Source organism: Butyricimonas sp. RTP31003st1_G1_RTP31003_210430 (assembly GCF_040920905.1).
GTDB lineage: Bacteria > Bacteroidota > Bacteroidia > Bacteroidales > Marinifilaceae > Butyricimonas > Butyricimonas paravirosa.
The window spans coordinates 20352-35865 of sequence record NZ_JBCOSQ010000008.1; the positions used below are offsets into that span (position 1 = coordinate 20352).

The following is a 15514-nucleotide window of genomic DNA, read 5'->3' on the forward strand; positions in this document are numbered from 1 at the left end:
TTAGAACGTTACGTTTAAAGACATTGACACTTGACGAGAGAACGGGTAATCTATACCTCGTTCCATTTTAACCGTCGAGAAACGACAAATATCTTCCAAATACACACCAATAGTAGCAGCACTAATACCTAGTTTTTGCAACCAAGCATATTTCTTCCCCTCAACACGATAAGACAGATTTGCCGAGGAAAAATAAAATTCATTATCATCCATCACAAAACGCGAACTTTCTTTTGTCAAGGTTGATGACTGTATAGCTGTAAAGAACGTCCGATCCCCAGGTTTTGCCCAACGATCATACAAAGCCCGCCGATCAACATTTTTATCCAAATTGGCATTCTCAATTTTATCAACCAATGTTTGATTAAAAATTTGTCCTCCCCAATGATATTGTCCAACAAGAGTTAAACTTAATCCCTTATAAGTAAACGTTGTCGAAATAGATCCCTGAAATTTAGGCTCCGTATCCCCAACAGGAACTTGATTAATAGACGAATAATCATTTGTCAGTTGTCCATCACGTGTATAAAATACTTCCCGTCCCGTCATAGGATCTATACCCTTTGAACGGACAGCCCAAATAGTAGTCTGGGAATAACCATTTTCGTAACGAGGTAACGGGCGAATTTTCCGCATTTTATCCAGATCATCTGGGTCCTTATTTCCATCTGCAATGGCCATCTGTTTTTCATTCATTACCTTCAAAGCATTGGAAATTTCCTCAATACGAGATTCATTATGTGATCCGGTAAAAATAATATTCCAATAGGCCTGTTTATTGGGATTACTATATGGCATCAAACGTAAAATCACCTCGTACCCCTTGTTGGATATCTTTCCCAAATTCTCTTTCATCGTGGCAAAACCGACAGAAGGAGCCATCGTGTAATCCAACAACGTATTTTTCGTGTATTTCTCGTAATATTCAAATTTGGCACTCACCACATTACGAAACACCGTGAAATCCAATGAAACATTATAATTCTCCGTTTGTTGCCACTTCAAATCAGGATTCCCTAAATTGTAAATCTCCGTCCCCACCACATCTGAAGCTTTATACGTCTTCATCAAATTTTTATACGTATACATCTGTAAAGACTGGTAAGGGGTAAATCCTTGTGAACCAGTAATTCCATAAGTTCCACGTAAAACCAATTCATCAAAAAAGCCTAGATTCTTAATAAAATTTTCCTTATCAATATTCCAGCGTAAACCGGCAGACCAGAATGGTGCATAACGATTGTTTTTCCCAAATTCAGAGGATGCATTGATACTCATACTGTAATCAACAGCATAACGTTGTTTATAAGAATAATTTAATGTCATAACCATAGCTAAAGACCGGGCAACACTCTCACTTCCCGACGTATTTTTATGCTCGGTACCCATGTACACTTCACTTAATTTATCATTGGGGAAGCCTAACATTGACAACTTTGTCGTTTTAGAAGAATTTTCATTAATACTATACCGGGCAAAAGCAGCCAATAAATGATCACCAAACGATTTAGTATAGGCTGCCGACAGACTCAAACGGAATTTATTCCCTTCTGTTTTCGTCCATTCGTACAATCCTTTTTTAGCCGGATCTTTTTCCTCGTAGAAAGCATTGTCTTGTGCACTATTAAATATTTCAACCGTACCATCACTCTTGTTCAAGGTAAAATCCAAACTTAAACGCAAACTTTCAATTGGCAAATACTCCACTTTCAACGCTTCCCGAAGTTCAAAACTTCGACTATCATTCTTGGATTCGAATTGAGTATCCCACAAAGGATTCAAGACTGGATTTCCATAAGAAGTTCCAGGTACATTCAACTCTCGTCGAATATTTCCATTTTCATCCCTTCTGCGATAGTAAGGATTCAAACTTGCATATTCTTGTAAACTTCCATAAGGAGATACCCGCCTACCATCCGAATAATCCACAGATAGTTGATTATTAATTAATAACTTATGATTTCGATAACTCAAATCTATTTTTCCGGTTTTGGTATTCAAGTCCGTTTCCTTCATCACCCCCGGTGCCCATTTAGCCCCTAAATAAATTTTATAACGTAATGTTGGATCTCCTCCCTCTACGGTCAATCCATGACGATGGGTAAAAGCCGTTTTAACCGGCTCTGCTAACCAATAAGTATTCACCCCTCTCATCACTTCTTGACGAAGTTTATTATAATCAGACATAATATCTACATAATCCTTATAATCATAGAAACCGGCTAATTCCTCTATTTTCAACTTTTCTTCCGCATCCATCAAATCATACACACTTAAATCCGGCCATTCCAAACTATAATTACCATTATAAGTAAAACGTAATTTACCCATTTGTGGGGCTTTAGTTTCCACTACGACCACCCCATTGGCGGCCTCGGAACCATAAATAACCGTAGCTGCCGCATCTTTCAATAAAGTAATTGACGCCACCTGTTCTGGATCAAGATCCATAATCGTGGTCGCATCCACCCCGATCACCCCATCCAAAACAAATAAAGGCTGATTCGGACGCGTATTCACATCTCCTCTCAAAACCACCACATCATCACTCTGGTAATTCCCCATACTTGCTTGCCCGCGCATCTGAAAATCCGGTACAGCATTCGGATTTGAACCCGCCAAATTACTGGAATTCATCCTGAAACTGGGATCTAACATTTCCAATGCTTTCAACACATTGCCAGAAGTCATCCGTTTAATATCATCTCCGGACACATGCGTTGTCGAACCCGTGAAACCTTCCTTTTTCCGGGTAAAAATTCCTGTCACCACAACTTCTTCCATTGATTCTACGGCTTCTTTCAGTACCACATCAACCTTACTTTGTCCCGTGTACTTTACTTCTTGAGTTTCCATTCCTATAAATGAAAACACAAAAACGATATCGTCAACCTTGGTGAAATTCAACGCATATTTCCCATCGATATCGGTAGCTGCACCCAACGTAAGACCTTTCAACATAACAGTTACCCCCGGTAACGGATTTCCTTCAACATCCTTCACGGTTCCCGTTATTGTCACGACCTCACCCTCATCCTGTTGGGACTTTTCCTTACGTTTAATCAATATCGCACCCATTTCAAAACGATACTCAAAAGAAGTACCCTCAAACAACCTTTGTAAAGCAACATCAACAGTCACATTCTGTACATTCAACGTCACCTTAGACATCGAAGCCAACTGATCTGGATCATACACGAAATTCAATTTCGTTTGCTCTTTAATTTGTCTAAAAACCACAGAAACATCCACCTGTTTCACGTCAATTGAAACCTTTTGCTGTTGAGCTACACCAAACAAAGGACAACCCAAAAACATAATCAGCAGGAACAATTGTAGTCCCCGAAAAAGTTCTGATCTTTTTCGTTCGAAAAAACCAGAAAAAACAAACCTAATCTTGTTTTTTTTCATAAATTTGTGAATTAACTATTAGAATTTACGGATGCGCAAACATCCTATATCAAACCGTAAGCGTGTTGACGCACCTTACGGTTTTTATTAAACATCATAATTATTGACCTCCTTGTACTGTAACTACGTTACCTTTTATCTCGAAATGTAATGTTGCCGGTCCCTCGATTAAATGAAGAACCTGTTCTATATCCTTATAGCGACTAATCGCCCCAGTAAATCGTTTCTGTTTCAACGATTCATCCGAATAAAAAACCTTCACATCATACCATCTGCTTAATCGTTCCATGATCTCTTCTATCGTCTCCCGTTCAAAAACAAACTCTCCATCCTTCCAGGCTACATACTTATAAGGATCAACATTTTCAACTTGAATTTCTCCTGTTTTTTCCCGGTACACAGCCATCTGCTCAGGAGCCAACACCACTTCTTTACCGAGAACACCACCTCGGACTCCGACTTTTCCTTTTACAAGCACGGTCTGTACAACACCTTTCTCGTACGTGTTCATATTAAATTCTGTCCCGTACACCTTTACTTCCATTCCGTCCGGAGTCTCTACAATAAATGGATGCACCGAATCGTGAGTCACCTCAAAATAAGCCTCTCCTGTCAAATAAACTTTTCGCTGTTCCCCCGTAAAAGTCACCGGGAAACGAAGTTCCGTCATCGAATTCAACCACACTTTACTCCCGTCAGACAAAGCCAACTGATAAAATCCTCCCACCGGGATTCGCATGGTGTTATACATGATCTCTTTCCCCTCCACTTTCGCCGTCGCATAATCCAACCCGGTCACGGAATCATTTCGAATCCCCATCTCGTTCAAACCCTCTATTGCTACATTCTTTCGATCCAAAACGACCCGTTCTCCAGTACTCAAAATCAACTCAGCTTTAGCACCCGGCACGTTTCTTTCCGTTTTTGCCAGTACACGAGCATCATCCAAATCCCTCCATTCGGTCACCGTACGTCCCACAAATAAACCAACCAACAAAATTATAGAAGCCGCTACCGACCAACGCAATGTCATTCGACGACTCTTCCGTTCATAAATATCCCTCTCCAACCGAGCAAATTCATTCTCTTTATCTCGGTCAAAATTCTTATTCATACGAGCTTGATAAGCTGTAGCAAACTCCTGCAATAATTTTACATGCTCCGGATCTTCCATCCACGCATTCACCTCCGCATCGTCTAAATTCTCCCGGTCTGTCAGAATCAAATTAGCAAATTCTATATCTTCGTCATTGTATCTCATAAATCGTCATTTTGCATCTATCACACGCTCCCTCAAAAAAAGGGTGACACAAAAAGCAATTTTTTATATAGAATTTGAAAATAAAAAGATAATCACTTCTTTTTCAACACGAAAAGTAACACAGTTTCATCCTGCAATTCCCCTCTCAAAAATTTCAAGGCGCGAGTCATATGCTTTTTTATCGTGTTAATACTCACGTCCAACTCATCCGCCACCTCCTGATACTTCTTCTCTTCCACCACACATTTCAAAAAAACTTCCCGCTGCTTCTCCGGTAACAAAGCTAACTTTTCCTCCATCCGGGCAAACCGTTCATCGTATTCAGCCAATTCCTCTGAAGCCGATTCCAACAAAGCCGTCACCTCCCGCTCGTTCACCTCCACGACCCGTAAATGCCTCAAATAGTTCAATGCATAATTCTGTGCTAATGTAAATAGGTAAGATTTAGCCGAATAAGACAAATCCAAATGTTTCCGATTCGTCCAAAAAGTCAAAAACGCATCATGTACAATATCTTTGGCCACCTCTTCATCCCTCACGTAACCATACACGAATCCCACCAGATTCCCATAATGTAAATCAAATAACTCCTCGAAAGCCTTATTTTCCAACAGATCTCTTGCCATAACGCAATTTTATCCACGACATCCTCCCCACAAAAGTAACCTATTTGTTTTATTTTTCAAGAAATCTTCCAAATATTTCAACAAAAAGAGGAGTTATCCCAACACCGAGATAACTCCTACAAGAACAATAATTAGAATGATAATTTCCTTATTTATTATACTTTTCCAACAACGGTGTAATCACATCTTTTTGAGAAGGACGAGGAGCGGAAGCCGAAATAATCTTGAAATCTTTATCGATCAACAAGAAACGAGGAATTCCCGTAATATCCCAACCTGTCCGCACCAACGGATCTTTTGAAAATAACTCCAATACTTTCCCATGATCCGAATCACCCTTCAATTTATTCAACCAAACTTCCGTGTTATCATCCAATGACACACCAACAAACTGGACATTCGGGTACTTCTTACTTAATTCATTAAAGAAAGGCATTTCACCCAAACAAGGCATACACCAAGTCGCCCAAAAATCAACGAATAACACCTTTCCCTTATAATCACTCAATTTCCCCTCTTTCCCGTTCATATCCACGACAGCAAAATCAATAGCCGGACGTCCTTCCATCAATTTCGCCCGTTTCTCCAACCGTCCCATAAACGCCTGCTTGAAATCAGCATTTTTCAACTTTGAACCGAAAGCATGCAATTCATCGTAGAGAGGCTTAGTCATTTCCTCATCCATACGCTCCCCAGTCACATAAGCATCATTCAATTCTTTCAATCGCTGAGACTTCGGGAAATCAAAAATAGAAGCATCCATATCATAGCAACTCAACAACACATCTCTCACCACGGCAACTTCCAAATACTGACCTTTAGCAGAAATCTCTTTTAACAACGGATTGATATATTCCCGGATAGATTTGTTAAAATCATTCGCAACCTTTTCTCCCTCTTCCCTTGTTTTACAATCCTTTAAAAGATCAGAATACCATAAATATGCCATATAACTATTCGCTACGTCCGCCTTGATACGCATCATTTCCAACTCCACGAACTCCTTGCTTGCGTTCGGCAAAGCCTTCAATTCTTTCTCCCGTTGGGCAGCCCGCTCGTCAATATATTTTTTCGTCTCTTCGAAACTATCTTTCACGTTTCTCCCCGCCTCTAAAAATGATCCACCTTTCGGAAACAAACGTCCTTTCATGTAATTATTCACGTCGGCACCTTTCCCTTTAAACCAACTTTGCGGCTGTGATGTCCCTAGATACACTTCCATATCATCTCCCGGGGTTAAATACAACGTGTTCCGCCCCACCGAATAATATCCCGGCTTTTTCAAGTCAAAAGAAAAATCAAAACTACCATCTTTATTCACCATGATCTTCTGACTCCACTCTTTGGAAATTTCCCCTGCAGCTCCATCAAAATCCATGGAAACCACATTCGTACCAAACTCTTTCAAAGAACCGTGCAACCGCACGTTTTTCCCTACACTATAACCGACAACGCCGATCATAAACAATACGACTAACAATACATTTTTCATACAATACAAATTTTATAAATAAAAATATCCTTTCCCATAATTCTCATTCCTGACACAAATCAGCCAACTTTTCACTTAACCATCCGCCGCGAGCATTCGTGCTGATCACTTTCCCCTCTTTATCAACCAGCACACACGAAGGCACACCACGAACTCCGAACCGTCTCATACACTCCTTGTTAAAACTCTCTCCTTTTGCCCCGCATACTTGTGTCCATGCCATTTTCTCATCTTTCACCGCTTTCAACCAAGCCTCCATATCGTCATCAATAGAAACACTGATAATATCAAAACCTTTTTCATGATACCGTTGATAAGTCTCTTTCAAATGCGGAATATCTGACCGACAAGGACCACACCAAGATGCCCACAATTCTACTAAAGTATAATGTCCCTTCTCTATCAGTTCGGATAATTTCACCGTATCCAAATCCGTGTTTAGCACCTCAAAATCAGGCAACACGTCTCCCACGTAAAGCGGTTGCTCCAGCAAAGCCTTCATTGTTTTCTGACCTTCCGGGGTCGCTCTCACCTCATCGGGTAAAAATCCTACCACTTCCCTAGCTTTCTCTCGATCGTATGCTCTTACTTTTAGACCTCTTGCCACGTATAAAGCCACCGGTGAATTCACATTTTTCCGAATAAAATCAACTCCAATATTAAAAATACTATCACGCACTGCATCCATTCCTCTCACGCAACGAAACACATCTTCTTCCGTACCTTTTTTATAGTAATAAGCACTCCCGTAAGCTTTAAATAAACTATCGTTCTTCACCACGAACGGGGTAACCTGCTTTTTATACCTCGTGTATAAATCATGAACGTGTGACCCTTCTATACTCAAGCTTTCTGGTAACTCCCGATCCAATTTAGTTGGCATATCCGAAAATGGCAAGGTAAACTGAATCTCTGAATTTTCCACGTAAATCGGAACCATTAGGATTTTATCCCATCCATAAATTCGTTGCGAGGGATCTTTAAAATACGTGATGCAACGTAACTCCGGGTTAACAACATTTCCTTTAAATTCAAAATGTCCTTTCTTTAATTGCACACTATCGTAAAAAACATCCTGATCCACATCCGTCAAAAATACCCATTCATTCTCAGGAGCCCCTTTAAGTTCCCCCTTTATCACATATCCTTCCAGCTTATTCTGGCAACTACTTAATACCAATAATACATATAAAATAATTATCCATTTCATCTTAATTCAAATTAAAACGTGTTACTCCTTATCTCGTGGCTGGTATTGTCAGCCACGAGATAATCATTTATTAAAACAAAGATTATAAGAATGTAATATCTTTCACTTTTCCAAAACCTTTATGTACTTGAACTGCAGGCCAAGTTTCTCCATCATCTCCCACTTTCCCAGTCGTTGCCAAATTCAGTATCACCAGTTCGGATGTCCCGTCAGGCATCTCGAACACGACCCCCAAACTACGATTCAACTCATGCTCGTAAGCCGAAAAATCTTCATCTTCATCCACTTTTGCCTTATTCGCAAATTTCATAACAGTTGCCTTACCTCCGGCATGAGTATATATAGGAGTTGCCTTACCACCGGTTTGTATAAAGTCAAACCGATACACTTTATTACCTGCCGCATAAAACAAAATGCCATTATAAGACAAGCTGGATGCGAAACAGCTCTCCGCATTCAAGGCCTCAGGAGTCTTTACCGGATAAAAACCAGAGAATGCTGCTTGACTTGAATTTCCAAGTCCATAAGATCGAAACTCGTACACGTAACAACTATCCTTTTCCACACTTTGAGCAAAACCGTAACAATAAATATTGTTATTCATAGATGCATTATAATTATAACCAGCACCTACAAACAGCACCTCTTTATCGGCACTCAATTTATTAGGATCGGTTGTCGTAATATTTAAGTCGCGTGTAGGAATTAATGATAATTTATACTGTGTCGGATTATCTTTTTCTTCCGTGAAAACATTAGAACGCCACTCACCATCCCTATTAGGAGCATAATAAAACAAGAAACGTCGCCCCGCTTTATCATAGAACATAGATGCAAAACCGACTTTCGTTCCATGAGATAAATTCACAGGTCCGGTAACAGCCTCATCCACGTGTGCTTTATAAAATTTCATCCCGGCAGGGCTTTGATATAAAGTTCCTCCCGAAAGAGATATAGCTCCATAAGACCCCGAAATCGCATCAAAACTTTTAACGTCAGAATAATCAAACATTCCCCGATAAGATGGTGCAACCATACGAGACATACTGTCTATTTTTTGGAATTTTTTCCACTGGCAATATATACCAGCTTCATCCGGATCATCTGTTACCACAAGAAAAACATTACTGTAGTAACTCTCATCACGGTATGCCTGTAAAAAGAAATGATAGTTCACACCCAAACAAAGAGGATTTCCTTGAAGATGTTTTCCCGTTTCCCTAAAATAAGCATCATTACATACTTCCATTTTATTCCCGATATATTCTACTGACCCCAACTTTGTTACTCCATCTTGTCGATGTAACACCATCCATGCGCCATGATAAGGTTTTACAATTTTAAGCGTAACATTATAGCGATAATCCACTCCTGTTGCTTTATCTTTCACTATAAACCGGAAAAAATGTGCATATCTGAAATCTTTCTCTTCCGGGTCAATTCTCCATTTTACAGATTTTTCATAACTTATCGTATCTCGATCGTCATCATTTTCAATATTTGTATTAGTAATTGAATGTAGCCAAAGGAATTCCAAATTTTCCTCATTCTGTAATAAAGACTGTGACAACTCCGGACGAATCTCAAGTACCGTATCCTGCAAACGAATACCAATCTCTTCATCCAACTTTACCAAAACCTCGTTAATGGCATCATAATCATAGTTCCCTTTATCGTCATTACAAGCGATAAATAAAAACAAACTCAATATTATATATATCTTATTCATGTTTTCACAAGTTTAATTAGCTAAAATTCAGGGAAAGAAATCCATTCACCATTATCATCCAATAAAGGTGGATTCATCGGGTTCGCTTTGTATTTTTCGAATTCATCTAATAAATAGAAATAATCACTATAAAAACTAGATGAGCCTTCCCACTTTGACAAGGAAACAGCTCCTATGGTTGTAATAATAAATCTAATTTTAGTATCACTCCACTCTCCAAATAACATATTATAATATCCATCCCACTCAGCCTGGCTTGTCCCCCACAATTCCATGGTCACCTTATCTTGACACGTTAAATTAAAAGCTTGACGCTCCAATGTTCCAGGTTCAAAATCACACTGATCATAATCAAACACCAATTTTGCCTTGTACTCCTGATTCTTTTTTACAGGCCGTTTCACATATACCTGAAAACTTGTCATTCCGGTATCCGCCGGCATCACGTAATTATCCTCAAAAAGGACCTCAATCCCTTCTCCTGTAACATTTTCCAACTTTAAAGCCACCTTGCGAGGATAATTCACGGTTTCCCCTAAAAGCTTTACACCTACTTCGACCGTATCAATCAATAAACTATCCCCTTGAGAATTTATTCCAAAATTTATTTCGTGATACAAATATTGTGTTTCATCCACCCAATATGTTTTTTCTCCCTTACCCCAATAATAGTCACCCATAAAATTAAGCCGATCCCCCACATCATATTTTATCATCTCATATTTATCGCATCCTTGCAAAAACACGAACAGGGCTATTAACTGTAATATTATTATTAATCTTTTCATAATCATCTTTTTAATCTTTGATAAAAGAGAAATCATTAATTTGTCTTACCAAATAATTGTTCATTTTCCGGTAAACTAAACACGTAATTCTTTTCTGTCATTTGAGCCACCGGACAATGTAAAAAGTTCGTGTAAAAATTCCGTTTATAGAAATAGAATAATTGCCCTTCCCCATAAAGCTCTTTCCGGTACTCTTTCTCTATCTCCGTCAACTTTCTACTAGCATTATTTTTATAACTCGTGGCATCAATCCCCCGCATCTCTCGCACCTTATTCAAATAATCAGCAGAAAGATCATCGTTCTCCTCGCATTCAGCTAGGATATAATACATTTCCGGTAAGCGAATCAAAGGAATTGTACCTTCCGTAGATGCCCACATATTATCCTGTTTAAACTTACGAGTAGCTGCCGAAAAAGTATCATAATCAAACCCCACGCCCTCGCGCATACGAATATCATTTCCTCCGTCACTGGCCACATCAAACAATTCATTCAAAAATTGCCGATCGGATATGCTAAAAGCTCCTCTTGTGAACTCGTTTTTTACCTGATCTTCAAACTTATCCACGTATATGGAGAAAATTATTTCCGTAGAATAAATCCGATCGAAAGTATTATCTGCTACTAAAGTAAAAATCTTACTATCAATCACCTCATTTGCGTATTTCATGGCATTCTCCTTATCCTGCATATAGAGATACACCCGGGCCAACATCGCTTTCACAGCATAAAGATTCATCCTTTTATGACGGTACACCAAAAATCGATCCCCCTTCATTTCTCTCTCGTCAAGATCTTCCTCATGAGGAAAATCAAACAATAACGGATCTGTATCGGTCAACAATTCCTCCGCCCTTTTCAAATCAACAACAACGCTATCCATCACAGTTTTAGCCGGCAATAACTCTGTCGCCTCTCTAGAAAAAACACTCCGATAACAGATACTCCTCGCATCCGGATGCTCCTTGTAAATAGGACCATACATCCTCAATAAATCGAAATGTAAAAAAGCTCGTAATCCCAAGGCTTCCCCCTTAATAATTTCATAATAATCAGGCGTAGTAAACACCGTCTTATTTTTATCGACCCAATAAAGTAGATTATTCAAATCTGCAATAATATTATACATTTTACCCCAGATTACAGACGTGAACTCTTCCGTCTTTTTCGAAGGAAAAGTATAATACAATTCATCCTGGTATGTATCAGTTCCTTTTCCATTCTCGTAACGCTGCCCTAGAATATCAATAAAACCATAACTCAAATTCTTAGCATACAAATTTGTATTTGCCATTTTGATATAGGCAGCAGTCAAAGCCTCCTTGAACCCGATTTCACGACTGAATAACTCTTCTTCCTCAACTGTTTTCTTCGGTTTCACATCCAACCATCCGGAGCAAGAAGTCATTCCGACAAACAGTACAAGAACCGCCGATATAATAATATTCTTTCTCATAACCATCTATTTAAAATATAATATTTAAAGACAACGACGTTTGACGCGAGAAAGGATAATCAATACCTCTCTCCATCTTTACAGTTGAAATCCGACAGATTTCCTCCATATACAGCCCAAACGTGGCCACGCTAATCCCTAAATTTTTCAAAAAACGACATTTACTCGCCTCCATGCGATAAGACACGTTAATCGTAGCCAAACTAAACTCGTTATTATCCATCACGAAACGTGAACTCGCTTTAGTATCTTCTTTATCAATAGAAGGATCTATTGCCTTAAAAAACACCTTGTCTCCCTGCTTTTTCCAACGCTCGGTTAACGCTCTTCGATCCAAATTCAACCTCATATTCGCATTCTCGACTTTATCAAGTAACGTCGAATTAAATATTTGTCCTCCCCAAGAATAACGCCCAGTCACGTTTACACTAAATCCTTTATAATTAAAAGAAGTCGAAATAGTTCCGGCAAACTTAGGTTCAGTATCCCCTACCGGAACCTGATCCACGGAACTATATTCGTTAGTCAATTGACCGTCACGAGTCAGAAAAACTTCCCGACCTGTCATAGGATCAATTCCCATAGAACGAACAGCCCAGATTATCGTTTGAGAATATCCATTTTCATACCGGGGTAAAGGACGCATCTTATCCCTGTCCGCACCATTATCATACAGATTTGAACCTTTATCCGCCTCTGCCATTTGTTGCTCGTTTCTTACCTTCAATGCATTGGATATTTTCTCGATTTTTGATTTATTTCTTGCTCCAGTTAAAATAATATTCCAGTAAGCCTGTTTTGCAGCATTGCTATAAGGTGTCAATCGTAAAGTTACCTCGTATCCTTTATTAGAAATCTCGCCTAAATTTTCCTTGATACTGGAAAAACCGATAGAAGGGGCTAACGTGTAATCTAGCAACGTATTTTTAGTATATTTCTCGTAATATTCGAATTTTGCACTTACCAGATTATTCAGAATCGTAAAATCAAGCGAGGCATTATAATTCTTCGTTTGCTGCCATTTCAAATCCGGATTACCAATGCCATACAATCCGGCTCCCATCACGTCCGAACTTTTGTATTTCTTTATCAGACCATCATACGTGTACATCTGCAAAGCTTGATAAGCACTAAAACTCTGCGAACCGGTAATACCATACGTTCCCCGGATAATCAATTCGTCAAAAATACCCAAACGCTGAATAAAATTCTCTTTATCCATATTCCAACGTAATCCTGCCGACCAGAAAGGGGCATACCGATTATTTTTACCAAATTGGGAAGACGCATCGATACGCATACTATAATCTACCGCATAACGCTGCTTGTAAGAATAGTTCAACGTGAACAAAAAACCTAAAGCACGTGAGACACTCTCGTTTCCCTCAATATCTTTATAATCCGTTCCTAAATAAATCTCGCTTAATTTATCATTTGGGAAACCGGTCATTTGTAATGACGCCATATCGGACGAACTCTCGCTCACGTTATAACGCGCAAAGATTGACATTAAATGATCCCCCAGAGACTTGTTGTAAGACCCGGAAATACTCAACCGATAATCATACCCTTCCTTTTTCATCCAAGTATAACTTCCCTTTTTAGCAGGATCAGTTTCCAGTTCAAAATCCGTGTGCTGGGCAGATTTAAAAGTTTCCACGGTTCCATCTTTTCGGCTTAACGTGAAATCCAAACTCAACCGTAAATTATCCATCGGGGTATACTCTACTTGTAAAGCCTCTCGAACTTCAAAATCCCGACTCTCGTCCTTAGAATCGAACAAGGTGTTGTACAAGGGATTCATTGTCGGTGTCGAGTAATATCCCACGAAACTATCAGCAAATGGCCCATCATTAACTCGGTGATCATCCAAAACCCGCTTTATATTTCCGTTCTCGTCATAAGCACGATAATAAGGATTAATTAACGCATACTCTTGAAAACTTCCGTAAGGAGAAGTCCGGGCACCTTTCGAATAATCCAAGCTCAATTGATTACTAATCAAAAATTTATTAAATCGATAACGAATATCCACTTTCCCGCTCTTCGTGTTCAGATCCGTCTCTTTCATCACACCCGGGGCGAAATTTGCACCCAAATAAATCTTATAGCGTAATGCCTGATCCCCTCCCTCTATATTTACACCGTGCCGATGAGCAAAAGCCGTCTGTACAGGCTTGGATAGCCAATACGTATTTACCCCTCTCAATACTTCCTGTTGGATCTTGTTATGATAACGTTGTAACCCCAAATCATCCTTATAATCATAATATCCAGCTCTCTCTTCTATCTCCAGTTTTTCCTTCGCATCCATCAAATCATACACACTCAAATCGGGCCACTCCAACTTGTAATTTCCATTATAGGAGAATCGCAACTTACCCGCTTTCGGAGCTTTCGTCTCCACCACGACAACCCCATTTGCCGCCTCCGAACCATAAATAACCGTGGCTGCCGCATCCTTTAACAAAGTAATTGATTCCACCTGTTCCGGGTCCAAATCCATGATTGTCGTCGCATCCACGCCAATAATCCCATCTAAAACAAACAAAGGTTGGTTGGGACGAGTATTGTAATCACCACGCATCACCACGAAGTCCTCCCCCTCGTAATTACCAATACTTGACTGTCCCCGCATCTGGAAATCAGGAATAGCATTCGGGTTCGACCCCGTCATGTTACTTGTATTCATTTTAAATCCGGGATCAAGCATTTCCAGGGCCTTCAACACGTTACCGGAACTCATTTTTTTCAATTCCTCGCCCGAAACTTGTGTAGCCGAACCCGTGAACCCTTCCTTTTTCCGCTTAAAGATACCCGTCACCACCACGTCCTCCAAATTCTCGGTCTGTTCCTCCATCACAACCTTCAAATCCTTCTTACCGGCCAGAATCTCTTTATCCTTAATATCTGCCAGTTTCACCTTTTGCGTCACCATCCCGACAAAACGGAAAACAACCACCACATCCTTTAGCTCTTTAGGCAAAGGAAGACTAAACTTCCCGTCAATATCCGTGGCGCATCCCACCGTTGTACCTTCAACAAGAACGGTGACTCCGGGTAAGGGATCTCCTCCTTTATCCACCACCTGCCCTTTCATCAGAATCGTTTTCTCTTCCTCCTTGGCAACAACCGCTTTCGGGGTAATCACGATCAAGTTGTCAACCAAGCGGTAGCCGAAACTTTCTCCGAAAATCACTTGTACCAACTCGTCCAGCGTTGCTTGGTTCAGATTCACGGAAATCTTTCTTGTCACATCCACCTCTTTCTTACTAAAAAAGAAATCCTGTTTTAACTGTTTTTCGACCTCCAGAATCACTTGTTCAATCGTAGCATCTTTCAGTTTCAGACTAACCGATGCATTCTGGCTGCGAACCTCTGCCGAAAGGTGGGTCAGCCCTATCAGCATAAATAAAATCACAATTTTCATCACTCGCAATAGGTTAAAAAGTTCCCTGAATGTGCAATTCATGCACATACTTCGTTTTTTTTTCATAGCTTTGTAATTGAATTAATACTTGAATTCTCTTCGGAGAATGA

Annotated in this window: 9 protein-coding genes; all 9 read right to left on the reverse strand. The window is 39.7% G+C overall.

Annotated elements, in window-relative coordinates; all coding sequences use genetic code 11:
- Positions 1-3411 carry a SusC/RagA family TonB-linked outer membrane protein gene (locus AB5542_RS03975; protein ID WP_279040611.1) on the reverse strand — a complete coding sequence of 1137 codons (3411 nt, stop codon included), beginning with the start codon at positions 3409-3411 and terminating at the stop codon, positions 1-3.
- Between the two features lie 100 nt (positions 3412-3511).
- Positions 3512-4672, reverse strand: a complete 1161-nt coding sequence (locus tag AB5542_RS03980) for a FecR family protein (protein WP_279040613.1) — start codon at positions 4670-4672, stop codon at positions 3512-3514.
- Positions 4673-4764: 92 nt separating this feature from the next.
- On the reverse strand, positions 4765-5298 hold the full coding sequence (locus AB5542_RS03985) for an RNA polymerase sigma-70 factor (RefSeq protein ID WP_279040615.1): 534 nt from the start codon (positions 5296-5298) through the stop codon (positions 4765-4767).
- 148 nt (positions 5299-5446) lie between these two features.
- Positions 5447-6790 carry a TlpA family protein disulfide reductase gene (locus tag AB5542_RS03990; RefSeq protein ID WP_279040617.1) on the reverse strand — a complete coding sequence of 448 codons (1344 nt, stop codon included), beginning with the start codon at positions 6788-6790 and terminating at the stop codon, positions 5447-5449.
- Positions 6791-6833: 43 nt separating this feature from the next.
- Positions 6834-8000 (reverse strand): TlpA disulfide reductase family protein, encoded by a 1167-nt coding sequence (locus AB5542_RS03995; protein WP_279040619.1) that lies wholly within the window; start codon positions 7998-8000, stop codon positions 6834-6836.
- Between the two features lie 82 nt (positions 8001-8082).
- Positions 8083-9729: a PKD-like family lipoprotein gene (locus AB5542_RS04000; protein WP_279040620.1), complete on the reverse strand. Its 1647-nt coding sequence runs from the start codon at positions 9727-9729 to the stop codon at positions 8083-8085.
- A 20-nt stretch (positions 9730-9749) separates the two neighbouring features.
- The gene (locus AB5542_RS04005) at positions 9750-10517 is read right to left on the reverse strand and encodes a DUF4843 domain-containing protein (protein WP_279040622.1); all 768 of its coding nucleotides are present in this window, start codon (positions 10515-10517) and stop codon (positions 9750-9752) included.
- 35 nt (positions 10518-10552) lie between these two features.
- On the reverse strand, positions 10553-11974 hold the full coding sequence (locus AB5542_RS04010) for a RagB/SusD family nutrient uptake outer membrane protein (RefSeq protein WP_279040623.1): 1422 nt from the start codon (positions 11972-11974) through the stop codon (positions 10553-10555).
- A 10-nt stretch (positions 11975-11984) separates the two neighbouring features.
- Positions 11985-15470 carry a SusC/RagA family TonB-linked outer membrane protein gene (locus AB5542_RS04015; protein WP_279040625.1) on the reverse strand — a complete coding sequence of 1162 codons (3486 nt, stop codon included), beginning with the start codon at positions 15468-15470 and terminating at the stop codon, positions 11985-11987.
- Between the last annotated feature and the right edge of the window lie 44 nt (positions 15471-15514).